The sequence below is a fragment of the Agromyces sp. Y182 genome, from assembly GCF_059445385.1.
On the sequence record NZ_JCAIUF010000001.1, the window covers coordinates 2,374,199 to 2,400,473 of the forward strand.

Annotated in this window: 23 protein-coding genes; 8 read left to right on the forward strand and 15 right to left on the reverse strand. The window is 69.2% G+C overall.

Annotation, left to right across the window (positions count from 1 at the left end; all coding sequences use genetic code 11):
- Positions 1-37: 37 nt before the first annotated feature.
- Complete coding sequence (locus tag AC1C2R_RS11000; RefSeq protein WP_495352517.1) at positions 38-2,404, reverse strand: arylsulfatase; 2,367 nt, start codon at positions 2,402-2,404, stop codon at positions 38-40.
- A gap of 205 nt (positions 2,405-2,609) precedes the next feature.
- Between AC1C2R_RS11000 and AC1C2R_RS11005 the strand changes: the two genes are divergently transcribed.
- Complete coding sequence (locus AC1C2R_RS11005; RefSeq protein WP_495352518.1) at positions 2,610-3,068, forward strand: DUF6325 family protein; 459 nt, start codon at positions 2,610-2,612, stop codon at positions 3,066-3,068.
- Between the two features lie 273 nt (positions 3,069-3,341).
- Positions 3,342-3,569 (forward strand): DUF8691 family protein, encoded by a 228-nt coding sequence (locus AC1C2R_RS11010; RefSeq protein WP_495379921.1) that lies wholly within the window; start codon positions 3,342-3,344, stop codon positions 3,567-3,569.
- On the opposite strand, the gene AC1C2R_RS11015 is transcribed toward AC1C2R_RS11010, so the two are convergent.
- Positions 3,532-6,204 carry a winged helix-turn-helix domain-containing protein gene (locus AC1C2R_RS11015; protein WP_495379922.1) on the reverse strand — a complete coding sequence of 891 codons (2,673 nt, stop codon included), beginning with the start codon at positions 6,202-6,204 and terminating at the stop codon, positions 3,532-3,534. The genes AC1C2R_RS11010 and AC1C2R_RS11015 overlap by 38 nt on opposite strands.
- Before the next feature lie 202 nt (positions 6,205-6,406).
- On the opposite strand from AC1C2R_RS11015, the gene AC1C2R_RS11020 reads away from it, so the two are divergent.
- Positions 6,407-6,646: a PLDc N-terminal domain-containing protein gene (locus AC1C2R_RS11020; RefSeq protein ID WP_495352521.1), complete on the forward strand. Its 240-nt coding sequence runs from the start codon at positions 6,407-6,409 to the stop codon at positions 6,644-6,646.
- Positions 6,647-6,698: 52 nt separating this feature from the next.
- Here the strand turns inward: AC1C2R_RS11020 and AC1C2R_RS11025 are convergent, their stop codons facing one another.
- The 6 genes from AC1C2R_RS11025 to AC1C2R_RS11050 all read right to left on the reverse strand — a co-directional run bounded on the left by AC1C2R_RS11025 (position 6,699) and on the right by AC1C2R_RS11050 (position 13,375).
- Positions 6,699-7,751 carry an LLM class flavin-dependent oxidoreductase gene (locus AC1C2R_RS11025; RefSeq protein WP_495352522.1) on the reverse strand — a complete coding sequence of 351 codons (1,053 nt, stop codon included), beginning with the start codon at positions 7,749-7,751 and terminating at the stop codon, positions 6,699-6,701.
- A gap of 77 nt (positions 7,752-7,828) precedes the next feature.
- Positions 7,829-8,794, reverse strand: a complete 966-nt coding sequence (locus AC1C2R_RS11030) for a carbohydrate kinase family protein (protein WP_495352523.1) — start codon at positions 8,792-8,794, stop codon at positions 7,829-7,831.
- Positions 8,795-8,799: 5 nt separating this feature from the next.
- A complete protein-coding gene (locus AC1C2R_RS11035) occupies positions 8,800-9,684 on the reverse strand; it encodes a carbohydrate ABC transporter permease (RefSeq protein WP_495379923.1) in 885 nt (294 codons plus the stop codon).
- Positions 9,684-10,643: a carbohydrate ABC transporter permease gene (locus AC1C2R_RS11040; protein WP_495379924.1), complete on the reverse strand. Its 960-nt coding sequence runs from the start codon at positions 10,641-10,643 to the stop codon at positions 9,684-9,686. The genes AC1C2R_RS11035 and AC1C2R_RS11040 overlap by 1 nt, the downstream gene beginning before the upstream one ends.
- Before the next feature lie 22 nt (positions 10,644-10,665).
- Positions 10,666-11,985: an ABC transporter substrate-binding protein gene (locus AC1C2R_RS11045; protein WP_495352526.1), complete on the reverse strand. Its 1,320-nt coding sequence runs from the start codon at positions 11,983-11,985 to the stop codon at positions 10,666-10,668.
- A gap of 79 nt (positions 11,986-12,064) precedes the next feature.
- Positions 12,065-13,375, reverse strand: a complete 1,311-nt coding sequence (locus AC1C2R_RS11050) for an alpha-glucosidase/alpha-galactosidase (RefSeq protein WP_495379925.1) — start codon at positions 13,373-13,375, stop codon at positions 12,065-12,067.
- Between the two features lie 112 nt (positions 13,376-13,487).
- Between AC1C2R_RS11050 and AC1C2R_RS11055 the strand changes: the two genes are divergently transcribed.
- The 3 genes from AC1C2R_RS11055 (at position 13,488) to AC1C2R_RS11065 (ending at position 17,225) form a co-directional block, all read left to right on the forward strand.
- Positions 13,488-14,300, forward strand: coding sequence for a DeoR/GlpR family DNA-binding transcription regulator (locus AC1C2R_RS11055; RefSeq protein ID WP_495352528.1), 813 nt, complete (start codon positions 13,488-13,490; stop codon positions 14,298-14,300).
- A 184-nt stretch (positions 14,301-14,484) separates the two neighbouring features.
- Positions 14,485-15,957: an FAD-binding oxidoreductase gene (locus AC1C2R_RS11060; protein ID WP_495379926.1), complete on the forward strand. Its 1,473-nt coding sequence runs from the start codon at positions 14,485-14,487 to the stop codon at positions 15,955-15,957.
- An 83-nt stretch (positions 15,958-16,040) separates the two neighbouring features.
- Entirely contained in the window at positions 16,041-17,225 is a 1,185-nt protein-coding gene (locus AC1C2R_RS11065) for a baeRF3 domain-containing protein (protein WP_495379927.1), read from the forward strand.
- Between the two features lie 178 nt (positions 17,226-17,403).
- On the opposite strand, the gene AC1C2R_RS11070 is transcribed toward AC1C2R_RS11065, so the two are convergent.
- Positions 17,404-17,748 (reverse strand): hypothetical protein, encoded by a 345-nt coding sequence (locus AC1C2R_RS11070; RefSeq protein ID WP_495352531.1) that lies wholly within the window; start codon positions 17,746-17,748, stop codon positions 17,404-17,406.
- Between the two features lie 131 nt (positions 17,749-17,879).
- Between AC1C2R_RS11070 and AC1C2R_RS11075 the strand changes: the two genes are divergently transcribed.
- Positions 17,880-18,878 (forward strand): LLM class F420-dependent oxidoreductase, encoded by a 999-nt coding sequence (locus AC1C2R_RS11075; RefSeq protein ID WP_495379928.1) that lies wholly within the window; start codon positions 17,880-17,882, stop codon positions 18,876-18,878.
- Between the two features lie 12 nt (positions 18,879-18,890).
- On the opposite strand, the gene AC1C2R_RS11080 is transcribed toward AC1C2R_RS11075, so the two are convergent.
- Positions 18,891-19,487: a TetR/AcrR family transcriptional regulator gene (locus tag AC1C2R_RS11080; protein ID WP_495352533.1), complete on the reverse strand. Its 597-nt coding sequence runs from the start codon at positions 19,485-19,487 to the stop codon at positions 18,891-18,893.
- A gap of 127 nt (positions 19,488-19,614) precedes the next feature.
- Between AC1C2R_RS11080 and AC1C2R_RS11085 the strand changes: the two genes are divergently transcribed.
- The gene (locus AC1C2R_RS11085) at positions 19,615-21,192 is read left to right on the forward strand and encodes an MFS transporter (protein WP_495379929.1); all 1,578 of its coding nucleotides are present in this window, start codon (positions 19,615-19,617) and stop codon (positions 21,190-21,192) included.
- Here the strand turns inward: AC1C2R_RS11085 and AC1C2R_RS11090 are convergent.
- The 5 genes from AC1C2R_RS11090 to AC1C2R_RS11110 form a co-directional block, all read right to left on the reverse strand.
- The gene (locus AC1C2R_RS11090; RefSeq protein WP_495379930.1) at positions 21,182-21,763 is read right to left on the reverse strand and encodes a hypothetical protein; all 582 of its coding nucleotides are present in this window, start codon (positions 21,761-21,763) and stop codon (positions 21,182-21,184) included. The genes AC1C2R_RS11085 and AC1C2R_RS11090 overlap by 11 nt on opposite strands.
- Positions 21,764-22,021: 258 nt before the next feature.
- Entirely contained in the window at positions 22,022-23,056 is a 1,035-nt protein-coding gene (locus AC1C2R_RS11095; RefSeq protein WP_495379931.1) for an iron-siderophore ABC transporter substrate-binding protein, read from the reverse strand.
- A gap of 130 nt (positions 23,057-23,186) precedes the next feature.
- Positions 23,187-24,020 (reverse strand): ABC transporter ATP-binding protein, encoded by an 834-nt coding sequence (locus AC1C2R_RS11100; protein ID WP_495379932.1) that lies wholly within the window; start codon positions 24,018-24,020, stop codon positions 23,187-23,189.
- On the reverse strand, positions 24,017-25,084 hold the full coding sequence (locus AC1C2R_RS11105) for a FecCD family ABC transporter permease (RefSeq protein WP_495379933.1): 1,068 nt from the start codon (positions 25,082-25,084) through the stop codon (positions 24,017-24,019). The genes AC1C2R_RS11100 and AC1C2R_RS11105 overlap by 4 nt, the downstream gene beginning before the upstream one ends.
- Positions 25,085-25,086: 2 nt before the next feature.
- The gene (locus tag AC1C2R_RS11110; RefSeq protein WP_495379934.1) at positions 25,087-26,142 is read right to left on the reverse strand and encodes a FecCD family ABC transporter permease; all 1,056 of its coding nucleotides are present in this window, start codon (positions 26,140-26,142) and stop codon (positions 25,087-25,089) included.
- Positions 26,143-26,275 lie beyond the last annotated feature (133 nt).

Consider the following 26,275-nt stretch of genomic DNA (forward strand, 5'->3'; position numbering starts at 1 on the left):
CTCCGCGGCGTGATCGCCGCCGAGCCGGCCCGCGGCCCTATTGACGCGCCATCGCGACGCGCATGCGCTCCTCGGGGTCGACGAAGTGGTCGTGGTCATCGTCTCCGGCGTCGATCTGCACCCAGTTGATCCTGCCCGTGAAGCGACTGGACTGCGGCGTGTAGTCGGGACTGACGGTCGTACCCGATTCGTACCCGACATCCGTCGTCTCATCGGCCGAGAAGATCATCGGCTGCGTGGTCTCGACTCGCCCGCTGCCGACGGCATCGCCGTCGTAGTAGAGAGTCACGCCGCCGCCCTTCGCGAGGCCGCCGCCGTCGTAGGCGAACTCCATGCGCACTTGGTGCGTGCCGGCCGGAATCGGCTGCTCGGCCGTTGTCGCGAACGACTGGATACCGAGCACGTTGTAGACGAACTTCGCCGCGCCCTCTGACGCGTAGAGGGTCCAACCGCCGAAGCGGCCGCCCTGCGCGATGATCACGCCGTTCGCCCCGCCCTCGGGCGCCTCGACCTCAGCCGTCACCGAGAACGACTTGTTCTTGATGCTGACCACGCTGTTCTCCGACAGACGCCCCATGCCCGGGTAGAGCAGCTGGCTGTTGCCGCGGATGAGGGTCGGGCGACCCGCCAACTCGGGGTTGAGTCGCTCGCCCGTGCGATCGTCCATCGGCAAGACGTCGTACTTCGCCGCCTCGATCAGCCAGAGTCGCTGCAGGTGCGCGAGCCGCTCGGGTTGCTCCTGCGCGAGGTTCCGTGCCTGGCTGTAGTCCGAGGAGCCGTCGTAGAGTTCCCAGACGTCGTCGTCGAAGGCGTGGGTGTCGGGATCGACGATGAGCCACGGCGTCTTGTGCTTCGTGACGGCGCTCCACCCCCGGTGGTAGACGCCGCGGTTGCCGAACATCTCGAAGTACTGCAGCTCGTGGCGTTCGGCGGCGCCGGAGTCGTTGAACGAGTAGAGCATGCTCGTGCCCTCCATCGGCGACTGCAGCACGCCGTTCACCATTGTCGGCTCCGGCAGGCCCGCGGCCTCGAGGATGGTCGGCGCCACGTCGATGCAGTGCGTGAACTGCGAGCGCAGCCCGCCCTGCTCGGCGATGCCCTTCGGCCAGTGCACGATGGTGCCGTTGCGGGTGCCGCCCCAGTGCGACGCCACCTGCTTCGTCCACTGGAACGGCGTGTCCATCGCCCAGGCCCAGCCGACCGCGTAGTGGTTGTACGAGCTCGGCGTGCCGAACTCGTCCATCTTCGAGACCATGAACTCGGGCGTCTCTATCGCTGCCATGCCGTTGAAGTTCGCCATCTCGTTGAAGGCGCCGTTCATGGTGCCTTCAGCGGATGCCCCGTTGTCGCCGATGATGTAGTAGATCAGCGTGTTCTCGAGCACGCCGAGGTCTTCGATGGCGTCGATCACCCGGCCGACATGGTGGTCGGTGTGCTCGAGGAATCCGGCATAGACCTCCATCTGCCGTTCGAGCACGGGCTTCAGGTCGTCGGGCATGTCGTCCCACGCCGTGATCAGCGGGTTGCGCGGCGTGAGCTCCGCGTCTTGGGGAATCACACCGAGCTCCTTCTGGCGTGCGAAGGTCTTCTCCCGTTGCGCATCCCAGCCGTCGGCGAACTTCCCCTTGTATTTGTCGGCCCACTCCTGCGGCACGTGGTGCGGTGCGTGCGTCGCGCCGGGGGCGAAGTAGACGAAGAACGGCTTGTCGGGCATGAGCGCCTTCTGCGTGCGGATCCAACTCACCGCGTGATCGGCCAGATCCTCCGTGAGGTGGTAGCCCTCCTCGGCGGTCGCGGGCGGCTCGACGGGGGTGGTGCCGTCGTACAGGGCCGGCTCCCATTGGTTGTTCTCGCCGCCGATGAAGCCGTAGAAGGTCTCGAACCCGCCGCCGCCCGATGGCCACGCATCGAAGGGGCCCATGGGCGAGGACTGCCAGACGGGCACCTCGTGGCACTTGCCGAACTGCGCGGTCGAGTACCCGTTCAGCTTCAGCGTCATCGCCACGGGGGCCTTCGTGTTCGGCTTCAGTGAGCTGTTGCCGGGTGCCGACGTCGCCGTCTCGGTGATGCTGCCCATGCCGACCGAGTGGTGGTTGCGGCCGCTCAGCATCGCCGCCCGCGTGGGCGCGCACAGGGCCGTGGTGTGGAAGCGGTTGTACTTCAGCCCGCCGGCCGCGAGCTTCTCGGCGTTCGGCGTGCTGCACGGGCCGCCGAACGCGCTCGACGCCCCGAAGCCCACATCGTCGACGAGCACGATCAGCACGTTGGGCGCGCCCTCGGGTGGCAACAGCGGTTCGATGGGCGGATACGCCGTGTCCGGATCCTTCGCGTCGTAGGTCGTCAGGCCCGGGGCCGGGCGATCCGGGATCGGCAGCATGCTGCGTGAGTGGCGGTCGAGACTCATGACGTTCCCCCAGGTCGTTGATTCGCGGCATCCGTGCGCTCGGCGCCGCGGTCGTCGCAGTGACGATGCGGCCACCGTACCGAAACCGGCGCGACGCCGAATCATCCTGTTCGGGTGATGCGTCGGTGCCCGCTCGCGACGACCCTGAAGCTGGCATGAGGCGCAACGCGCCGCTGCCGGCACTGCCACGAATCGGAGGAATGAAATGACTGAACAGGCGCTGGACGACCTCGGACCGGTCGACTTCCTCGTGATCGAGTTCCCGGCAGGGCAGGCGAACTTCACGGGCGAGATCGCGGAGGAGCTCGTGCGCCTCGTCGACGCCGGAACGATCCGCCTGATCGACGCGATCGTGCTCACCAAAGACGAGAACGGGACGATCGAAGCCGCGGAACTCGCCGACCTCGGCGAACTCGGCCCGCTCGTCGAGCTCGAAACCGAACTCGCCGAGTTGCTCGCCGCCGACGATGTCGAGCAGCTCGCGAACGCGATGGAGCCCGGCAGCGTCGCGGGCGTGCTCGTGTACGAGAATCTCTGGGCGGCGCCCTTCGCCGCGGCGGCTCGGCGTGCCGGCGGACAGCTGATCGCGAACGGCCGTATCCCGATCCAAGCGATCATCGCGTCACTCGATGCCGATGACGCCCTCGAGACGACAGGAGCCTGACATGCCATTGAGAGCTGCACGAATCGGACGCGTCGGCGTGGTCGGCGCACCGGTCGCGAGAGCGGCCGTCGTCGGAGCGGCGGTGCGCCCAGGACCCGCGCCGGTCGCGAAGGCCGCCGTTGTCGGTGCCGCATTGACGCCCGGACGTCGACGGCGTATCTAGTCGAGACTCGCGTCGTCGGGGGCTCCCGACGCGGGGGTCGCGTCGACGGGGGACCGGCGTCGACGCGACGCCGAATGCGTGAGTCGTCGTCGCATCGATCGGGGGAGATCATGGTCGCCGAGACGTTCGAGATCCTCGTTCGAGGCGAGGTCGGCGAGATGATCACCGATGAGCTCGAGGGATTCGAGGTCGTCGCGAGCGGCTCGGGTTCGACCCGCCTGCGCGGGCAGGTGCCCGATCAGGCGCGGCTCCTCGGAGTGCTCGACCTGCTTCGCGGCTTCAACGTCGAGATCGAGTCGGTCATACACGTACCGGCTCGACCGGCTCGACCGGCGTGAGCGGCCCGAGCGGCGTGAGTGGCCCGAGCAACCTCAGTTCGCGGGCTTCGGCGATCGCCGCGCTTCGCCCCGAGACCCCGAGTTTTCGATAGATGTGGGCCAAGTGCGTCTTGAGGGTGTTGACCGACACGAAGCACGCTCGTGCCAGTTCGGCGGTGGTCGAGTAGCCGGGCAGGTACGCGAGGATCTCGAGTTCGCGCTCGGTCAGCGGTTCGGTCAGGCCGTCGTTCGCATTCGGAGGTTCGAGCCGGCGTCGCCGTCGCAGGATCGCCGCCGCCAGGCCGTCGTGCGCCGGCGCGAGTTCGGCGACCAACTCGACGACGACGGGGCCCGATTCGAGGAAGACCTCGATGAGTCCGTCGGGTTCGGCGCGACTCAGCGCGGAGGCCGCGAGGTCGAGGGCGCCGCGATGGTCGCCTTCGAGTTCCGTGATCCAGCCGAGCAGTAGCGAGTGTCGGATGTCGCCGAGCTGCCCTGCTCCGGTGAAGAGGCGGCCCGTGTCGGAGAGCATCCGCGCTGCCGCAGCGTGTTCGCCGACGGTCAGGAGCGCGGCGATGGTCTCGAACGCGATCGCGGGCGTCGCGGGCGAGGTTGCTCCGTGCACCCGGAGGCTCTCCCGGGCCTGGCCCGTGCGGCGCAACGCCGTCATCTGCACCGCGACGAGTCGATCGAGGAGAACGGGCGCCGGCCCCGGCCCGGCCTCGCGCAGGGAATGCTCGGCGAGTTCGAGGGCCTCGGGGAAGCGGCCGGCGGCCGCAGCGAGGCGGGCGTGCTCGATGCGCGAGAGCCACAGCAGCTGTGCTCGACGGTTGGCCTCCGCACGGATCGTGCCCTCCCGGAGGGGCGGAGCCGCGGCATCCGGATCACTGCGCTCGAGCGCGACCATCGCCTCGGCGAAGTAGGCATCCGCGATCACCGGATGGGTGAGCAGCCCCGCGGTGGCCGCGAGCTCGAGGACTTCGGCCGCCAGGAGCTCGGCGTCGATGGTTCGCCCGCACCACGCATGGACGAGCGCGAGCGAACCGAGCAGCCCCACCCGGAACGGCGGATAGGAGCTCCCGTCGGTCTCCAGCGCCTGCAGCAGCCAGCGCTCCGCAGCGGCGAGGTCGCCGGCGAGGAAGAGCGATCGGCCGCCGGAACCGACGGCGAGGGTGCGCAGGAGTCGGCGACTCGTGAGGTGCATCAGATCGGGAACGGGCGTGCCCGTCTCGGCTTCCGCATCGGCATCCAGTAGGGCGATGGCCTGCTCCGCCGCGCGGAGCGGCCCAGCAGGGCGGGGGTTCCACTGGGTCGCCGCCGAGATCCACGCGTGGGCGACCATGCGCTGGCCGACCGTGGCGCGCGGGTCGTTCGCCACGGCGCTCATGGTATCGACCGCACGCACCGCGTCGCCCTCCATGCCGACGAGGATGCCGAGTTCGAGCGCGACATCCAACCGCTCGGCTCGAGCCGACTCTGGAACCGCGGTGATCCAGCGGATGACCGTACGCATCTCGCCGCGCTCGAACACATCGCTTCCGCGCGCCATGATGGCGTCGAGCGCGTCGTCCCACTGCCGCGCTCGCAGCAGGTACTCGATCGCCGGAGCGAGCTCACCGTGACGAGCATGGAACTCGGCGGCGCGACGGAGCAGACGAGTCTCCTCCTCGGCGTCGTCGGCGCGAAGCCGGGAGCGGAGCAGGTCACGGAAGAGCTGGTGGAATCGGAACCGCTCGCGGTGGGCGTCGAGTGCGACGAGGAAGACGGATTCGTGTTCGAGACGCTCCAGCAGCCGTTGCCCGTCAGCGCACTCGAGGAGATGGTCGAGGAGTTCGGCGGTCATCGCATCGAGGGTGGACATCTGCAACAGCCGCTCGCGGTCGGCCTCGGGCAGCGCGTCGAGCACTTCTTCGGTGAGGTACTCGGCGATCAGCCGATCGGTGCCGCCGAACTCGGCGACGAAGTCATCCGGTCGCTCGTGGAAGCGAAGGGTGAGTCCGGCCAGTTGCAGGCCGGCGGCCCATCCTTCGGTGCGGGTCATCAGCAACTCGAGCATCGCCGGGGGGATGTCGCGACGGGTGACCCTGGCGAGGAGCTCAGCCGACTCGGGGCCCGTCATCGCGAGATCGGCCTGCCTGATCTCGAGCAACCGGTGTCTGAGCCGCAACCGGCTCCACGCGATGGGCGGATCGACGCGCGTCGAGATGACGAAGTGCACGTTGGGCGGACTCGTCGATGCGAGCCTGCCGAGGTCGGCCAGCAGCGTGCCGTTGGAGAGGTGGTGCAGGTCATCGAGCACGATGACGGTCTCGGGGAATGCCTCGAGCTCGGCGGCGAGCGACCGGATCAGCGAGGTGCCCAGGCCTCCTGCGTTCAGCGCGGTCTGCCGTGCGAGCTGCATGACCTCGGGGTTGACCTCGGCGAGCGCCGCGAGCAGACGTCGGGCGAACCGCACCGGGTCGTCATCGGCCGATTCCACGTCGATCCACGCGAAGGCGACGCTCTCGTGCTCGGCGGCCCATTGGCTCAGCAGCACGGTCTTGCCGGCACCGGCCTGGGCGACGACGAGCGTCAGCGGCAGTGAGAGTGCACCGGCGAGGCGGTGCTGCAGTGCTGGTCGTCGGACCAGGTATTCCGAAGCGAGGTGTTCGACCACTCGTGCCCCCACGGACGCGCGCAGCCGTCCCACGGGTCAGTATGCACCGCGCGAGAATTCGCAGCCACGCCTTTCCGACCCCCCGAACGGGGCGCACGCACCACGGCATCACTCGATCCGGGTGATGTGCGATGGCGCGCAGCGGAATAGCTTCGAGCCGACGCGGGCGTGATCGGCACACCCACGGGAGAAGGGAACGGCCGTGACTCTCTGGGACTTCTTGAGCTGGTTCTTCTGGTTCTACATCGCAGTGTCGTGCATCGCCATCTTCATCTCGCTGCTCATCGACGTGTTCCGCGACGACACGCTGGGCGGCTGGGCGAAGGCTCTCTGGGTGCTGTTCCTGCTCGCGTTGCCGTTCCTCGCCGCCTTCATCTACCTGATCGCGCGCGGCAGCAGCATGTCGGCGCGCCGCGCGCGAGGCCGGGAAGTCATCGCATAGCGGGTTTCCACGAGCTCAACCGGCAGGTCGCGACGAACTCGACTCGCAGAGTTCACTTCGTGAGCAGTTCCCCGGCGAGCAACTCGAGCGTCTGCTCGCGGCCGGGGGTCGCGTCTGCGGGCTCGGCGTCGTAGGAGCCGCCGATCGGCGCGAGCATGACCTCGTCGATGCCGTGACGGGCGGCGAGGGTTCGCAGCTCGGCTGCGGCGCTCGCCGGGTCGGCGATGATCCAGCGCTGCTCCATCGCGGCGATGATCTCGTCGCCGATCGAGTCGGTGGGGGCGGCGAGCGCCTCTTCGACCGTCTCGAGGGGCAGCATCGGCCGGTTGGTGCGCAGCCGTGCCATCGAGTGCAGCTGCGGCAGCGCCCGCGCCCGGGCCTCTTCGACCGTCGGTGCCACCGAGGCGTTCACGGTGAGGAACGTCTCGGGCACCGGGTGGGCCTCGCTCGGCTGGTACTCGGTGCGGTAGAGCTCGAGCGCCCGCTCGAGTCCCTCGCCCGAGAAGTGGTTCGCGAAGACGTAGGGCAGGCCGAGCGAGGCGGCGAGCTTCGCCGAGTAGTCGCTCGACCCGAGCAGCCAGAGCGTCGGGACATCCGTCGCCGCCGGCGTCGCCGTGATCGCGTACTCGCGCCCGCTCGTGAGGCGCAGCATGGCGCCGTCGGGGGAGAGCAGCGAGATGATGTCGGCGATGTGGTCGGGGAAGCGGTCGACGTCGGCCGTCGGGCCCGAGATGCGCAGCAGTTGCGTGATCACGGGGTCGCTGCCCGGCGCACGGCCGATGCCGAGGTCGATGCGGCCGGGCGCGAGCGCTTCGAGCGCCGCGAACTGCTCGGCGACGACGAGCGGGGCGTGGTTCGGCAGCATGACGCCGCCCGAACCGACCCGGATGCGCTCGGTCTTCGCCGCGATCGCGGCGATCAGCACGGGCGGTGTGGTCGATGCGACCGAGGGCATGTTGTGGTGCTCGGCGAACCAGTAGCGGGTGAAGCCGAGCCGGTCGGCCAGCTGCGCCAGGCGCACGGATGCCGCGAGCGCGCCCGTACTCGTCTGGCCGCTGCGTACCGGAATCAGGTCGAGCACTGAGAGGCGGGGTGAAGAAGTCATCTCTCTCGGCAACCGGAGTTCGCGTCGGCGTATTCCGGTAGACGGAGCTCGAATCGGCGGGATCGCCGCTACGGCACTCAGCTCACGAGTTCAGACGGGAGCTGATCGCGCATCGCCTGGAATGCCGTTCCTCCGGCGCCTCGGGTGGAGAGCGATCCCGCGGACGCCGCCCACAGCACCCGTTCGGACTCGTCTCCGACGCCCGCGAGCATCGCGGCGAGGTACCCCGCGTCGAAGCTGTCGCCCGCTCCCGTGGTGTCCACGACATCGACGGCCAGCCCCGGTGCACGCACCGCCCGCCCGCCGGCCGCAACCGAGATCCCGCCGTCGGCACCGGCTTTCACGACGACGCGCGGGCCGAGCGCGGCGAGCGACCGCGCGGCAGTGACCGGGTCGTCGAAGGGCCGGCCCGCGATCGTGCCCGCTATGGCCAGGGCTTCCTCGACATTGGGGAAGAACACGTCGACGTGGGGCAGCACGGCATCGAGCCCCGCCCAACGATTTGCCGGGTCCCAGTTCGTGTCGAGGCTCGTCGACACCCCGCGGGCACGCAACCAGGCGAGGAGTTCGGGCAGCTCGGCGGCCAGTGCGGGTTGCAGGAAGTATGAGGCGACGTGCACGTGCCGAGGTGCGAGCCGCTCGACCGCGTCACGTACTTTCGCTGCCGTGAGCAAGGGGATCGCCCCCACCGAGGTGAAGATCGTTCGATCGTCGTCGGTCTGAAGGAGGACCGAGAGCCCGGTCTCTTCGGAGGGATCGACGATGAACGACGAGGTGTCGACCCGCCGGTACTCGAGCCGCGCACGCGTGAACCTGCCGAAGTCGTCGTCGCCGATCACGGCGATGAGCGCCGTCGCGACACCGAGGCGGGCGAGGCCGCACGCGACGATCGATGCGCTGCCGCCGAGCAGCAGGGTGGCGCCGTCGAGCAGCTGCTCGGACTGGCCGAACCGCGGCACGGTGTCGCCGGTCAGGATGAGATCGGGATTGGCGTCGCCGACCACGAGCACGTCGGTCGTCTCGGGCGGGGTGGTCTTCGTCACGGCGATCATCCCTTGAGGCCCGAGAACGTCATGGTGGCGATGAACTGCCGTTGGGCGAAGAGGAAGAAGAGGATGAGCGGCAGGGTTGCCACCACATTGCCTGCCATGAGGAGGCTCCATTCGGTGCGTCGGGTGCTTTGGAAGTTCGCGATGCCGAGTTGCAGCGTGAACGCCTGGTCGTTGTTGATCGCGATGAGGGGCCAGACGAGGTCGTTCCACGATCCGAGCAGGGTGAAGATCGCGAGCGTCGCGAGCGCCGGCTTCGCCAGCGGCAGCACGATGCGGAAGAACACCTGCCAACGGTTGCACCCGTCGATCATGCCGGACTCCTCGAGCTCGACGGGAAGTGAAAGGAAGAACTGGCGCATCAGGAAGATTCCGAACGCGGTCGCGAGCCACGGCACGATCGCGGCCCCGAGGCCGTCGAGCAGACCGAGTTTCGCGAACATGATGTACGTCGGGATCATGAGCAGCTGCGTCGGGATCATGATCGTGCCGATGATGGCGAAGAACCCGAATGCACGCCCCCTGAACGCGAGGCGCGCGAACCCGTAGCCGGCGAGGGAGCAGAGCACCAGGTTCGAGACGATCGCGGTACCGGCGACGATCACCGTGTTCGCGAGCCAGAGCAGGATGTCGGTCTTCGTGAAGAGGGTCGCATAGCCGTCGAAGGTCAGCGCCGACGGGAAGAACGGCGGAGGGAACGACACGAGTTCCTTCGCCGGTGACAGGGAGGCCATCGCCATCTGCACGAACGGCACGACGAAGATGAGCGCGACCGGGAAGAGGAAGAGGTGCCAGAAGCTGAATCCTCGCCGCCGTCGTCGCTTCGAAGGGCTGCGCGCGACCACTTCGGAGGACGTGGTGATCTCGTGGAGCAGGGTGGTCATCAGAAGGCCTCCAGGTTCCGCTTGCGCGAGTACACGACGATGCCGATCGTGATCGACAACGTCACGGCGAAGAGCACGTACGCGGCGGCCGAGCCGTACCCGAATTCCAGGGAGTGGAACGCCTTCTCCCAGAGGAAGTAGACGATCGTCTTCGTCGCGTCGAGCGGGCCGCCCCGAGTGGTCGTGTAGACGAGGTCGAACAGCTGGATCGCGCCGATCGTCTGCCAGATGGCCACGAACACCGTCACGGGCGTCAATTGCGGCCAGACGACCCGCCAGAAGGTCTGCCAGCGGGTGGCGCCGTCGATGCGGGCCGCCTCGAGCAGCTCGCCGGGAATGTCTTGCAGGGCGGCGAGGTAGATCACGGTCGTGAAGGCCGCCTGGCCCCACAGCGACATGATGGCGATGACGACCATCGCCTGAGACGGGTCTTCGAGCCAGCCCTGCGACGGTAGGCCGAGCGTGCGGAGCACGTTGTTCACGAGGCCGAACTGCGGGCTGAAGAGGTAGGTGGCGAGGATTCCGGTGGCTGCGGCGGAGGCGACGAACGGCACGAAGATCGCGGTGCGGTAGATGCCGATGAAGCGGATGCTCCGGTTCAGCGCCACCGCGAGGAACAGCCCCACCAACACCGAGGCCGGCACGAACAGCACGGTGTACCCGAGGGTGTTCAGCACCGCGTTCCAGAAGTCGGCGTCGGAGATGAGCCCTATGTAGTTCGCGCCGCCGACGAACGTCGGCTCGCTGAATCCGTCCCACTCCTGGAGGGACAGCACGAGCGCCCATGCCGCCGGAAACACCGACAGGCCGAGGATGATGAGCGTCGCCGGGCCGACGAAGCCCCATCCGGTCAACGTGGCCCGGGTGTTGTTGCGGCGACGTTGGCGCGTGGCGGATGCCCCGCCGTCCACGTTCATGGACGTCGGGGCATCCGCCACGGCGGTGTGCTGGGTGGGCATCGAGTGCGTCTCCCGGTATCCGCTACTTCGCGAGGGCGGCGTCGGCGTCGGCCGCTGCGGCCTCGAGTGCTTCCTTCGGATCGCCTTCTCCCTGCAGTACTTCGGAGATCGAGGCGCCGATGGCTTCGGAGAGTCCGACGTAGCCGGGGATCGTCGGACGAGGTTGCTCGGCGTTCACCGAGTTGCTCGCCATGATGTCGAGTCCGGGGTAGGTCGCGACCTGCTTCGCGAACGCCTCCGACTCGATCTCAGACGATCGCAGCGGGAGATTGCCGAGTGCGACGTTCCATCGCTCATCCTGCTCGGCCTCGGTCAGCCACTTCGTGAACTCGTACGCCCAGTGCTCGCGGTTCGTGTCCTTGTGATCGAAGAGGGCCCAGATGTCGGCGCCCGACACTGTCTGGTGGTCGCCGTCGGTGCCGGGCAGGATCGTGACGCCGTATTCGGTGCCCGCGGTCTTCAGGTCGTACAGCTGCCACGGACCGGAGGTGATCATGCCGATCCGGTCGCTTGCGAACAGCTGTCCGAACTTCGTGTCGGTCTGGTCGAGATAGATGCTCTGGTCCTCGACCGCCATGTCGCGGAGGAATGTGAGCGCCTCGACACCGGCTTGGTCGGCGAACTCGGCGGTGGTCTGGTCCTCGGAGAGGATCGCACCGCCGTTCTGCCAGAGGTGCGGCCAGAACTGCCATGTGGTCTCCTCGGAGCCCGAGACCGAATACGCGTAGCCGTACGTGCCGTCGTCGGCATCCGTCAGTTGCTTCGCCGCCTCGCGAAAGTCCTCCCACGTCCAGTCCTCGGTCGGGTACGCGACGCCTGCTGCGTCGAAGACTGTCGTGTTGTAGATGAGGGAGAGGTTGTCGGTGATGGCCGGGAAGCCGATGGTCTTCTCGCCCGTCGGCTGCACCGTCGCTCGCGACGAGGCCGAGAACTCGTCCCATTTCAGATCTGGGTCGGAGACCTTGTCGCTGATGTCGAGCGTGCGACCCGAGCCTTCGAGCTGTCCGGCCCACGAGCCGAATGCGTAGGAGATGTCAGGGTATTTGTCGCCGGCGAATCCGGCGGAGAGCTTCTGAAGCAGGTCTTCGGTCGAGGAGGCGCCGGGGGTGACCTTGATCGTCACGTTCGGGTGCAGCTCCTCGAACTCGGCGGCAAGTCCCTCGAGGAGGCTCTGCGCCTCATCGGCCTGCCCGCTCCACATCTCGATCTGTACGGGAGCATCGACATCGAGCTTCGTCGCCCCTTGCGGTGCGGCGCAGCCGCCGAGGGCGAGCAGTACGGATGCAGCTGTGACCATGCCAAGGGTCGGGGCGAGTGCGGATCGGCGGGAGTTGCCATTCATCGTTGAATCCTCTTCCTGGTGGTGCTGACGGTGCAGGACAGGTGGATCGTGCGTTTGCGGTCGACGGCACCGCGGTGGTTCATTCCTCGGGCATGCGCCCGCCGAGCGAGGCCGGAAGCACCTCGGCGTGCGCGACGGTGAGCTCGTCGCAGAGTGCCCAGATCTGGGCAGGTGTCAGGGTGGAACTGGCATTGGGGTCGACGAGCACCGCTCGACGGACGAGCTCGGGGTCGCCGGTTCGCGCAGCTTCGATCGTGAGTTCGGCCACCGAGAGGTACATGCGATTCAAGGCGGCGCCCTGCACCGGGATCGCACCGTACTGCAGCGGCCGGACCCCGCTCGCGTCGACGACGCTCGGCACCTCGACGACCGCGCCGCGGGGGAGATTGTCGATGAGGCCGTGATTCACGACGTTCGCGTGGATGAGGCGCTCGGTTCCGGTGAGCACCGAATGGATGATCTGCGGTGCGTACTCGGCCGCTTCGTTCTCGAGCGGCAGGTCGCGACCCTGCGCGAGCGCGGACTTCGCGGCCTCGAACTCGGCTACGTTCTCCTCGGAGATGCCGAGGTACTCCGACGGCTGAAGGCGGAAGCGTTCGATCTGCGCGTCGGATCGAAGGAACCAATCGAGGTACTCCGACGAGTGCTCGCTGGTCTCGGTGGGGTAGTAGCCGATGCGCCGGAAGATCTCGACCCGCGCGCGACGTTCGAGTTCCGGATCCTCGGCGATCCGCGCACGGAGGGCAGGGTAGAGGCTCTCGCCGTCGCGCGAGAATTCGAGGAGCCATGCCTGGTGGTTCACCCCGGCGGCGCGATAGTGCGTGCCCTCGACCGGCACTCCGATGAGCTCGCAGAGGTCGTGCACGGTCCAGTACACGCTGTGACAGAGGCCGACCGTCTTGATCTCGGGTGCGACCACCGACATCCACCACACGTTCATCGCCATGGGATTCGTATAGTTGAGGAACCAGGCATCGGGGCAGAGCTCGCGCATGTCCCGGGCGATCCCCGAGAGCACGGGAAAGGTGCGGAGACCTCGGAACACGCCGCCGACGCCCGTCGTGTCGCCGATCGTCTGGCGCAGGCCGTGCCGAGCCGGAATCTCAAGATCGAGCCGGGTCGCTTCGATGCCGCCGACCTGGATCATGTTGATGACGAAGTCCGCGCCGTCGAGTGCTTCGCGGCGATCGAGCGTCGCTGTGAGCTCGACCGTGCGGCCGAGTCGCGTCGACACCTGCTCGGCGGTGCCGCGGGCGACCGCCAGCCGTTCGGCGTCGATATCGTGCAGGGCGATGCTCAGTGTCGGCAGATCATCGAAGCGGAACAGATCTGCGAGCAACTGGCGGGTGAAGACGACGCTCCCGGCGCCGATGAACACAACCTTGGGCATGCCCTCGATGATGCGGGCGAATGCGCAATACGCGCAACCTTTTGCGCAATCTGCCGCTAAAATGATCATTCGAAATGATCAGCCGGCCACGAAGGCCGGGAAGGAGCCCCGTATGGCCATCACCGACGCCGCGTCGCAGATCCCACGTGTCGGATCGGGCAAGCGTGCGCGCCGAATGGTCGAGATCCTCGATCTCGTCGCCGCCCGCGGCACAGTGAAGCTCGACGAGTTGGCCGCCGTGCTCGGGGTCTCCGCCGCCACCGCGCGCCGCGACCTCGCCGATCTCGCCCAACAAGAGCTGCTCATCCGCACGCATGGCGGCGTCACCGCGGTCGACCGCGGCGAGGAGCTCCCCGTGGCCCTGCGCGACACTCGTTTTCACGAGGCCAAGACTCGCATCGCCCGCACGATGGCCGCGCTCATGCCCAGTGGGCGGCATGCCGTCGCCCTGTCCGGCGGCACGACGACGGCGAGCGTCGCACGGGAACTCGCGAACCATCGCGACCTCACGATCGTGACGAACTCGCTCACCATCGCCGGGCTCATCTCGAGCCACCCGCAGCTCAAGGTGATCATGACGGGCGGCATCCTGCGGCCGCAGTCGCTCGAGCTCGTGGGTGTGCTGGCCGAGAGCACCTTCACCGCCGTCAACATCGGCACGGCGATCCTCGGCGCCGACGGCATCTCCGCCGCGAACGGAGTCACCACCCACGATGAGACGGAGGCGCGCACCAACCACGCGATGGTCGCGAAGGCCCAGCGAACCGTCGTGGTCGCCGACGGCTCGAAGGTCGGGCGTGTCGCCCTCGCGAAGATGGCAGACGTGGATCAGGTCGCGATGCTCATCACGGACCGCTCCGCAGATTCCGACGAGATCAGGCGCATCGCCGCAGCCGGCGTCGAGGTGGTCATCGCCGACGGATGACTCGACGGGCGCAGGCGGCAGGCAGGGCTGGCCCTGAGCCGATCGGAGGGCCGACCCTGAAGCAGCGCCGCCGGCATCGAAGTTGGATGAGGATCGTCGCGAGCGCCGCCGGAGATCCGTGCGGCCGTCGAGCGCCGCCCTCGAGGCGCGCATGGGCCCGCGACGATCCCGAAAGGAACCATCCGTGAACACCCCTGTGCCCTCGGCCGTGACGACCGACATCACTGAAGCACCGGCGCGCGACGACGACGTCACCACGCTCTCCCTGCGCGAAGCCCTCGCGCTCCTCGACGCTCGCGTCGCGGGCGAGGTGCTGATCTCGGGCGACCCGCGCTGGGACGATGCCCGCGCCGCCTGGAACCTCGCCATCGACCAGCGGCCGACCGCGGTCGTCATCGCGAGGAGTGCCGCCGACATTGCACACACTGTACGCACCGCGAGGGGCGTCGGGCTCGCGGTCGCCCCGCAGGGCACCGGCCACAACGCCGGCCCCCTCGCCGCCCGCGACGGACTCGCCGACGCGATCCTGCTGCGCACGCACGAGTTGCGCGGAGTCGAGATCGATGTCGAGGCACGAATCGCGCGGGTCGAGGCAGGCGCGCTCTGGGGCGATGTCGTCGCCGCGGCCGCACCCCTTGGGCTCACCGCACTCGCCGGCTCCTCGCACGACGTCGGCGTCGTCGGCTACACCCTCGGCGGCGGGCTCAGCTGGCTCGGCCGCTCGCACGGCCTCGCCGCGAACCACGTCGTCGCGATCGAACTCGTCACGGCCGATGGCGAGAACCGCCGCGTCGACGCCGAGCACGACCCCGAGCTGTTCTGGGCGCTGCGCGGTGGCGGCGGCGACTTCGGCGTCGTCACGGCGCTCGAGTTCCGGCTCTTCGAGGTCGCCGAGCTGAGTGCCGGCATGCTGCTCTGGCCGATCGAGCGCACCGAAGACGTGCTCGCGGCCTGGTCGGCCTGGACCGACGAGCTCCCGACCTCGGTCACCTCGGTCGCGCGTGTGCTGCGCCTGCCGCCCATGCCCGAGCTGCCGCCGTTCCTCTCCGGGCGTTCGCTCGTCGTCGTCGAGGTCGCGATGCAGGAGGGCGCTGTGCGCGTCGACGAGATGCTCGCACCGCTGCGCGCCCTCGGGCCCGAGATCGACACCGTGCACCCGCAGTCCACGGCCGAACTGCTGCAACTGCACATGGACCCGCCCGAGCCGACTCCCGCATACGGCGACGGCATGCTGCTCGCCGAGTTGCCGCCGGCCGCGATCCGCGCATTCGTCACCGCGGTGGGGCCGGATGCCTCGTCGGCACTGCTCTCGACCGAGATCCGTCACCTCGGGGGCATGCTGTCGCCGGGGGTCGCGCGCGCCGCGGCATCCGCGCAGGCAATGCCCGAGCCCGGTGTCGTCGCGGGCTTCGACGCCGGCTACGCCGTCTACGGAGTCGGCATCGCGATGCCGGGCGCGGGCGACGCGCTCGCGGCATCCCTCGGCCGCCTGCTCTCGCGTATCGAGCCGTGGCGTGCCGAGAGCGACTACCTGAACTTCGCCGAGCACGAGCGCCCGGCCGAGCGTCTCTTCGGAGAGGAGCTCGAACGGTTGCGCGCAGTCAAGCACGCCGTCGACCCGACGCGGGTGATCCGTTCGAATCATCCGGTCGGCTGAGCTTGGGGGTGTCGCTCGCGCTCCGGCCTTCATAGGCTGGGGTGTGAGCGACCTCGCTGTCGCACGATCTTGGGGGAGAAACGATGACCGTACATTACGCATTGCCCACGGCAGCGGATTTCGTAGTGCTGGCGGGAGTGCATCACCCGTCGATCACGATCTACGCATCGACCTCGCCCGTCGTGAGCGAGCGTGAACGCGCAGAAGTCGCCGTCAAGAGTTCGTTCGACGAGGCGATCGAACGGGTGAAGGCGTCGGGCGCCCCGAACGCCGAGCTCGAGGCGCTCCGCCGGGAGCGCGATGCCGTGATCGGCGACCAGCAGGTGTGGGCCGGACTCGCCCGGTCGATCGCGATCTTCGTGGCCCCCGGGTTCAACGAGGTGTTCGTGCTGCCGAACCGCCTCGACGACGCCGTGCACGTCGGCTCGCACTTCACCCTCGGCCAGCTGCTACGGGCGCCGAGCCAAGACCAGGAGGCGTTCGCCCTCACCCTGTCGGCCAATGAATGGTCGCTCTGGCATGCGACGCCGACCGATCGTGCGGTGCCCCTCGACGTCGACGAGTCGCACGACAAGAGCCTCGACGATGCCATCAACCGCGACCCCGAGAACGACGACAAGCCGCGCGGCGGCAAGCACGGCGATCGCGGCGTTCAGGGCGACGAGCGCCGAAAGGGCTTCTTGGAGCTCTACGCGAAACGTGTCGCCGATTCGACGCGTCAGGAGCTCATGCGGCGCGACCCCGAGGGCAACGTACCGCTCTTCGTCTTCGCCGCCGAACCGCTGCTCAGCCTCTTCATCGACCGGATCCGGAATGGTCGCCGCGTCGTCGGCGTCGCCGGCGCCCCCGACCGGCTCGGCGCCGCCGAGATCGATGAGGCGCTGCGCGAACAGCTCGGCCGGCTGAACGTCGCCGAGGCCGATGGGGCGCTGCGCGAGCTCACCGAGGGTGCCGCCGGCCGCGTCGAACGAGATCTCGCCGCGATCGCCCGTGAGGCGGCCGACGGCGCGGTCGAGGTGTTCTGGTTCGACTTCACCACTTCGGTGAACGGCACGCTCGACCGCGAGTCGGGCGCCATCGAGTTCGCGAGCGACCACGGCACGGGTGAGCAGTTGGGTGACGGCACCCACGCCGGTGACCTGCTGCCGCAACTCGCGCTGCTCGTCATGGCGAAGGGCGGCAAGGTCGTCACGGTGCGCAGCTCCGATCTCGACGGCACCGTGTGGTCGGGGCCGGCGATGGCCGAGCTCAGGTACGCGCTGGCGTAGCTGCTACGCCTGCTGGCGGAGCTCTCGTCCGCTCGACGAGGCTCAGTAATCTCGACGAGGCTCAGTAATTCAGGTGCGGAGGAGTGTCGCGGTGCGTCGCGGGCGCGACACGCGGGCGCGACACACCTCCGCACCTGAATTGCTGCGGGGTGCGGCAATTGCTGCGGGGTGCGGCAGCTCAGCGCAGGGCGCCGACCCGCTCGCGCAGCGGAAGCACGAAGCCCTCGCGCCAGCGGAACCGAATGACGATCTCCTGCGCCGGGGAGTCCTCGATGATCGCCTCGACGGTCGCCTCGGTGAGCACCCGCGCGGCCCCATCGCGCGGCGGGGTCTCCCGGATCTCGAGCCACAGGCTCTCGGGATGGGGCACGACGCCGGGGTTGGCCGCGATGAGCTCGAGCTTCCAGCCGGCACTCGCGCAGAGCCCGGAGCCGGTGACGCGAATGAGGCGGATGCCGCTGCTCTCGATGACGGTCGCGTCGAAGTCGGCGGCTGTGAACTCGCAGTGCTGCTCTTCGTTCATTCGGCTGAAGCTACGCCCGCAAAGGTGAGACTGCCTCAGTGCTGGCGCTGAAATGAGACGCGCCGAACCACCTCGTTCCACCGGCGCGGGGCGCCTCGAGGCATCCGCCGAATCGTCCCTATGCTGTTCGAATGAGATTCGGAATGTTCGTTCCCCAGGGCTGGCGTCACGACCTCGTCGGCATCGAGCCGGCTGCGCAGTGGCAGGCGATGCGCTCGCTCGCCGAGTTCGCCGATGCGCCCGACTCGGCCTGGGAGTCGATCTGGGTCTACGACCACCTGCACACCACCCCCGTGCCCTCGGTGACCGAGGCGACGCACGAGGCGTGGAGCCTCATGGCGGCGTACGCCGCGTCGACCTCGCGCGTTCGCCTCGGCCAGATGTGCACGTGCATGAGCTACCGCAACCCCGCGTACCTCGCGAAGGTCGCGGCCACGGTCGACATCGTCTCGGGCGGGCGGGTCGAGATGGGCATCGGTGGCGGCTGGTACGAGCACGAATGGCGTGCCTACGGCTACGGCTTCCCGCCCGTGCCCGAGCGCCTCGGACGCCTGCGCGAGGGGGTCGAGATCATGCACCAGGCCTGGACCACCGGCTCCGCCACCCTCGACGGGAAGTACTACCAGGTCGACGGGGCGATCGTGCAGCCGCAACCGCTGCAGCCGGGCGGAATCCCGCTCTGGATCGCCGGCGGCGGCGAGAAGGTCACCTTGCGCATCGCCGCGAAGTACGCGTCGTACACGAACTTCACCGGCACGCCCGAGGAGTTCGCCCACAAGAGCGAGGTGCTGCGCGCGCACTGCGAGAACCTCGGCACCGACTTCGAGGCGATCACCCGGTCGTCGAACTTCCACACCGTCGTCGGCACCGACGAAGCGGATGTCGCTCGGCGCCTCGCTGCCATCGAGGCGCGGGTCGCGCCCTTCCTCGGACCGGAGAAGACCGCGGACTACCTCGCCGACCTCCACGCGCCGAACGCCGCGGTCGGCACGCCTGCCCAAGTGGTCGCCAAGCTCGCCGAGCGCCGAGAACTCGGCCTGGAGTACTCGATCCACTACTTCCCCGAGGCGGCCTACGACCGCTCGGGGCTCGAGTTGTTCGCGGCGGAGGTCATCCCCGCCCTGCGGTAGCCGTGGGGCGCGTCAGCGCAGCCCGCGCATGAGCAGGCCCAGCATTCGCGGCAGGTTGTCGGATGCCTCGGCGCGGGCGTCTGCCCCGACGCCCGGGCGCGACGCGGCCCACGCGAGCGAACCCGCCATCACGAAGAGGTCGCGGGCCGAGACATCCGCTGACACCGCGCCCTGTTCGCGTGCGCGCTCGAGGAGTCGGCCGGTGGTGTCGACGAGGCTGGAGCACGAGGCGCCGAGGGGCGATTTCTCGTTGTTGATCGACTGGGCGATCGAATCGGGCAGGCCGTCCCACGTGTTCGAGTGGCGGGCGATGGCGAGCATCCAGGCATCGAGCGCGGCGCCCGCGTCGTCGTCTGCGAGCAGGCGCTCACCGAGTTGGTTGATCTCGAGGCGGCTCTCGACGAGCGCGGCCTCGAGCAGGCAGTCGCGATTGGGGAAGTGCCGGTAGAGCGTGCCGGGGCCGACGCCCGCGCGACCCGCGATGTCGTCGAGCGATGCTTGCGTGCCGTGCTCTGAGAATGCCTGGCCGGCGACCTTCACGATGGTTTCGTAATTGCGGCGCGCGTCGGCGCGCATGGGCCGCGACGGTGCGGCGGCTTCGATGCTCACGGTTCCTCCTGCGGGGTCATGTGACGACCCTCTTGACAAAGCGGAGACTGTCTCCGTATTGTCGATTCGACAAGGGGAGACTCTCTCCGGATATCAGCCTAACCCAGCGAGACCAGGAGCACCAGCAATGAGCGAAGCGCCACCAGCGACCGTCGCCGAGACACCCGCCCCAGACGGGGCGCAGAGCCGCGACGGGGCGCAGGGCCGCGACGGGGCATCCGTCGGCGCCGCGCCATCCGTCGGCACGAAATCAGCCGTCACCGGCCCGGCCGCGACCCGCCTCAAGGGCCGCACCCTGCTCGGCCTCATCGTCGTCTTCATCACCCAACTCATGCTCGTGGTCGACGCGAGCATCGTGAACGTCGCGCTGCCGCACATCCGCGACGAGCTCGGCTTCAGCCCCACCAACCTGTCGTGGGTCGTCACGGCCTACGCGCTCGCGTTCGCCGGCCTCATCCTCTTGAGCGGACGCATCGGCCAGATGACCGGAGCGCGCCGAGCACTCATCATCGGCACGCTGATCTTCATCGCGGCATCCGCGCTCGGCGGCTTCGCCGTGAATCCCGAGATGCTCGTCATCGCCCGCGTGCTCCAGGGTGTCGGCGCCGCGCTCGCCGCGCCCAGCACGCTCGTGCTGCTCATGGAGAACACCGTGCCGGGCGCGCAGCGCAACCGCGCGATGGCGCTCTTCGTGCTCGCCTCCGGGTCGGGCGGGGCGATCGGCCTCATCCTCGGCGGGGTGCTCACCACGACCCTCGGCTGGGAATGGGTGATGTTCGTCAACGTGCCGATCGGCCTCGTGATCGTCGCCGGCGCGATCGCCTTCCTGCGCGAGACGTCGCGCACCCGGGCTCGCCTCGACGTCGGCGGTGCGTTCACCTCGACGCTCGCGATGGTCGCGCTCGTCTACGGCTTCACCGTCGCCGCGGAGTCCGGCTGGCTCGACCCGCGCACGCTCGTGGCTTTCGGCGTCGCGGCGGCGTCGCTCCTCGCGCTCGTGCTCATCGAGCGGCGCCATGCGAGCCCGGTGGTGCAGCTCGAGTACTTCCGCTCGCCGCGCACGGCCGTGCCGTTCTGGGTCATGCTCTTCGTGCCGGCCGGCATGTTCGGCTTCTTCTACTTCGTGACGATCTTCACGCAGAACGTGCTCGGCTTCGACCCCCTCGGCACCGGCCTCGCGCTGCTGCCGTTCGTCGCCAGCATGCTGATCGTGAACCAGCTCACGCCGCGGCTCGTCGCCCGCCTCGGCGAGCGGGTGGTCGCCCTCACCGGACTCGCCGCCCTCGCGGGTGGCATGCTCTGGATGGCCCAGCTCGGCACCGCGAGCACGTTCCTCAGCGGCATCCTCGGCCCGGCCATCGTGCTCGGCCTCGGCGCCGGACTCGCCTTCGCACCGATCACGTCGATCGTCATGGCGCAGACGCCCTCCGACGAGACCGGGCAGGCGTCGAGCCTGCTGCAGGGCATGCAACAGCTCGGCGGCTCGATCGGCGTCGCGGGCCTCACGACGGTCTTCGCGGCAGTCGCGGTGGCCGGCGGCGAAGCGCGAGGCATCGCCGCGGCGCTCATCGGCGGCACGGTCTTCCTGACGGTCGCGTTCGCGCTGTTCGCGGTCTGGGGCCGGCGGGCTCCGGTCGAGGGGGCGGCGGATGACGCGGAGCGAGCGGATGACGCGGAGCGAGCGACGGCGCCCTTCAGCCGGTGACGGGTTCGTGGTTCGCGGCTCGAGCGAGCGCTCCCGAAGCCGCCGATCTCGCGGTCTGCGGCCAGCCGGTCGCGGGGCGCGCGGTGCCCGCGTCGTCTGCGATCGCGGCGTAGGGCAAGGCGAGGAGGTCGCCGGCCACGAGGTCGCCGGGCAGGTCGATCGTCGTGAGCTCGCGACATCCGCCCGCCGTCGCACCGATCGTCGTCGGAGTCACCCGGGCGATCGACGCGCGACCGATGAGCCGCGCTTCGGCCCATACGGGTTCGAGTGGCGTGAGGTCGGCATCGATCGTGATGGTGCGAACGTCGTGGGCAGCGGATGCCTCGAGCACCTGCACCACGACGACGCCCGTCTGCTCGGAGACCGAGGCGAGCCGGCCGTTCGTGCCCGGCGCGACGGAACGGCCGATGTGCACCGCCGGCGTGCCGCAGAGCTCGGCGAGGCGGCGCAGCGAGACGCCGCCCACCGAGACGTCGGCCGTGCTGGCCGTCGTCGCATGCGGCCATTGGTCGACCGCCAGTGGGTCGGGGATGGAACGGCGCAGCGTCGGCAGGATGCGCGTCAGGGTCATGCCGCTCCCCGGCTCGGCCCGCTCGCCGTTCGGCGGGCGGGCGAGGTGGCACGAGACACTGGCATGACTTCAGTTGTACGCCGAGCAGGGCGCGCGCGCCGGAGTGTTACGCCATTCGAACGGCTCGGGGGCATCCGCAGACGGAATCCTGACGCAAATGCCCTGACGCAAATGCCCCGACGCAACTGCCCTGACGCACGCGGATGCCCCTGGCGCGATCGAGCTGCGCCAGGGGCATCCGCCCATCGGAAGCTCGAACTACTTCGCGAGCACCGCGGCGATCGTGTCGGTCAGTGCGGGCAAGCCGTTCGCCCAGTCGAACGTGAGCGCGGTCGGCGGGGAGACCGACGAGACGGTGATCGGGTCGAACACCTGCGCCACGTCGCCGGCGGCGACGGCGGGGATCGCCTGGAGCGCGGGCTTCGCGAGGAATTCCTTGGCCTCATCCTCGGTGTTGTGGTAGCTGATGACGAAGTCTGCGCTGAGCTTGTCGAGTTCCTCGTAGCTCAACTCGTAGAAGAAGCCGCCGTCGGAGTTGTCGAGCTCGGCGACGCTCGGCGCGATCTCGAGTCCGAGTTCGGTGAGGATCGCGATCCGCGCATCGAGCCCGGTGTAGACGTAGACGAAGCCGTCGCCGTCCCAGACTCCGGCGAAGGTCTTGCCGGCGAACTCGGGGTGCGCCTCGGCGCTCGCGGCGAGCGTCGCCTCGATGTCGTGGAGCACGGCGGTGCCGTCGGCTGAACGGCCGAGGGCGTCGGCGGTGATGCTGATCGTGTCGTCCCACGTGGTCGTCCACGGGCCCTCGGGGTAGGCGACCGTCGGGGCGATCTCGGAGAGCAACTCGTACTGCTCCTCGGTGAGGCCCGAGTACGGCGCGATGATCAGGTCGACATCGGCCGCGACGAACTCCTCGTAGGGCACGGTCGCGCCGCCCTCGGAATCGGAGAGCAGCGCCGGCAGCTCGACATCCGCTTCGGTGTAGGCCTCTTCGACCCATGGGAGGTAGTTGCCGGCGCCGACGGTCCAGGCCTGCTCGGCGATGGCGACGGGGTAGACACCGACGGCGATCGCGGCTTCGGTCGAGCCCCAACCCCACGTCGCGACGCGCTCGGGTGCGGCCTCGATCTCGGTCTCGCCGAACGCGTGGCTGATGGACAGGGGGAAGGTGTCGCCGGCACTGCTCGCGGCAGCGTCGGACTCGGACGGCTCGGCTGCGCCGGGGGTGCACGCGGCGAGGGTGAGCGCCGCAGCGGCGAGGGTGGCGATGGCCGCGAGTGGACGGCGAAGACGCACGGAGGGCTCCTGGTGGATTCGTGGTGGGATTAGGGCAGCCTAAGCTTACTTGATGGGTCGGGCCAGGCTGTCGACGGGGGCTGTCGAGCCGGGTATCGAGCCGGGGTGTCGACCGGGGTGTCGACCGGGCTCACGCCGCCGCGTGGAAGCGGCCGACGGGCACGACGAGCGGGCTCCCCGAGACGGGGTCGACCACGACGCGGGCCTCGAGGGCGAACGCCTGCGCGACGGTCTCCGTCGTGATGACCTCCGACGGCGGGCCCTGCGCGATGACGCCGCCGTCGCGCATGACGACGATGCGGTCGGCGTACCGGGCGGCGAGGTTCAACTCGTGCAGCACCATCACGACCGTCGTGCCGCGCGTGCGATTGAGTTCCGTGAGCAGGTCGAGCAGTTCGAGCTGATGCGTCACGTCAAGATAGGTCGTGGGTTCGTCGAGCAGCACGATGCCGGTCTGCTGGGCGAGCACCATCGCGATCCAGACCCGCTGTCGCTGGCCGCCCGAGAGCTCCTCGACGCGCCGGCCGGCGAGGTCGCCGATGCCCGTCGCCGCGAGCGCTTCGGCGACCACGCGGTCGTCGTCGCTCGAATGCCGGCCGAACCATCCCTGATGCGGGTACCGACCGCGGGCGACGAGTTCGGCCACGCGAACTCCGTCAGGGGCGATGGACGCCTGCGGCAGCACGCCGATGCGCCGTGCCAGGTCGCGACGGGACATGGTGGCGGTGTCTCGTCCGCCGAGTTCGATCCTTCCGGACTCCAGCGGATGCAGGCCGGCGATCCCGCGCAGCAGTGTCGACTTGCCGCACGCGTTCGGACCGACGATCGCGGTGATCCGGCCCGCTGGCAGCTCGAGGTCGAGCCCCTCGATGACGCGGCGGCCGTCGTAGGAGATGCTGGCGGACCGCACGGCGAGCGAGTCGTCGCCGGCCAGGTCGTCGGATGTCACGGAGCTCGCGTTCATGCGCGGGCCCTCCTCTCGTTCGTGGCGAGCAGCCACAGCAGGTAGGGCGCTCCGATGAGTCCGGTGACGATGCCGACGGGGGCGGTGAACGCCGGAATCGCGTATTGGCCGACGACGTCGGCCGTGAGGGTGAGGGCGGCGCCCACGAGCGCCGAGGTGCCGAGTGCGGCCTGGCCGTCGCCCTGCAGGCGCCGGGCTATCGCGGGCGCGATGAGCGCGACGAACGCGATCGGTCCGGCGGTCGACGTCGCGAGCGCGACGAGCGCGACGGCGAGCAGCAGGAGCACCATCCGGGCGGTGTTGGTGCGCACCCCGAGGCCGCTCGCATGATCGTCGCCGAGCGCGAGCACTCCGAGCGAGCGAGCCGTGAGTGCGATGAGCAGCGACAGCACGACGACGCCGATGAGGAGCATCGTGAGCTCGTCGCCGCGGATGTCGGCGACGCTGCCTACCGTCCAGACGAGCGCCGATTGCGCTTGCTTGACGTCGGCCCGGGCGAGCACCCAGGCCACGAGCGAGCCGCACACGTAGGCGAATCCGACGCCGACGAGGATGAACCGGATTCCGTGGAGGCCCCGGCGCCAGGCCAGGGCCCAGATCAGGACGGCGACCGCGATGGCGCCCAGGAACGCGAACGAGGAGACCACGAGCCCCGAGTAGCCGAGCATGAGGATCGCCCACACGGCGCCGAGGCTCGCCCCACTCGAGATGCCGAGGATGTCGGGGCTCGCGAGTGGATTGCGCAGCACGGATTGGAAAACCGCACCCGCGAGGGCGAACGCGGCACCGCATGCGACCGCGGCGAGGACTCGCGGCATCCGCAATCGGAAGATCACGAAACGGTCGCCCTCGTCGCCGAGCCCGATGAGTGCGAGCAGCACGCGATCGACCGATAGGCCGGCGGCGCCGAGCAGAAGCGCCGCGACACCGACGACCAGGATGATCGCCGCCCCGGCCCCGGCGACGAGGAGGAGCCGGCGGCGCACGGCTGCTCGCCGTCGACCCACATCGTCGGCGAGGCGCTCGGTGTCGGCAGCGGCCGCGAAGTGGAGGTCGGTGGACATGCTCACACCCCCGCCACGGTGCGGCTGCGGGCGACGGCGATGAGTACGGGGGCGCCGAGCAGGGCGGCGACGACACCGGCCTCGAGTTCTGCCGGTGCGGCGACGAGCCGCCCGATGACGTCGGCGGCGAGGAGCATGATCGGGCCGAGCACCACCGCGGCAGCGACGATCCATCGGTAGTCGCTGCCGACGAGGCGACGTGCGGCATGGGGAACGACGAGGCCCACGAGTGCGATCGGCCCGGCGAGCGCGGTCGCCGTACCCGTGAGCAGCACGATCGCAACCGCAGCCATGGCCCGGGTCGTGCCGACTCGCTGGCCGAGCCCCCGCGCGATGTCGTCGCCGAGCGCGAGGCCGTTGAGCCGGTGCGCGAGCACGATGGCGAGCACTGTGCCGGCCACGAGGAAGGGCCACAGCGCCGCGGCCGTGTCGAGACCGCGCCCGGTGAGCGAGCCGACCGCCCAGAACCGGTACTGGTTGAAGGCGTCGATGTCGCCCAACAGCACGAGAGTGATGAGCGGGGTGATGAACGCGGTGACCGCCGCGCCGACGAGGGCGAGCCGCACCGGCTTCGCGTGGCCGATCGAGAAGACGACGACGGATGCCGCGGCGGCACCTGCGAACGCGAACCAGACGAACCCGAACGGCGATGAGACGCCGAGCACCTGAATCGAGAGCAGCACGGCGAGCGATGCGCCGGAGTTGATGCCGAGCAGGCCCGGATCGGCGATGGGGTTGCGGGTGACGCCCTGGATCAGGGTGCCGGCGACGCCGAGGGCGACGCCGGCGAGCAGGCCGATGACGGTGCGGGGAATCCGCAGCTCACGCACGACGGCATGATCGGCGTCGCCCGGTACCGGTGCGATGATCGCCTGCCACACCTCGGTGACCGCCATCGATCGCACTCCGAACGCGAGACTCGCGGCGACGACGAGGAGGAGTACCGCCAGCGAGGCGCCGATCGCGATGAAACGCCGGGTGCGGTGCGTGTCGGTCGGCGAGTGTTCGGGTCGCGGCGAGTGAGTCGGGAGCGCGGCTCTCGACCTCGTGCTCAGCACGGTTCTGCACGGGCGTGAGTTCGGCCCGCACTACGGCGAACGCCGTACGACTGTACTGAGGTAAGCATTGCCTAAGTTTGACACGGCGACGCGCGTGCCCCAAGCCGGATCCGCCTGACCGCGCGGCGGAGAA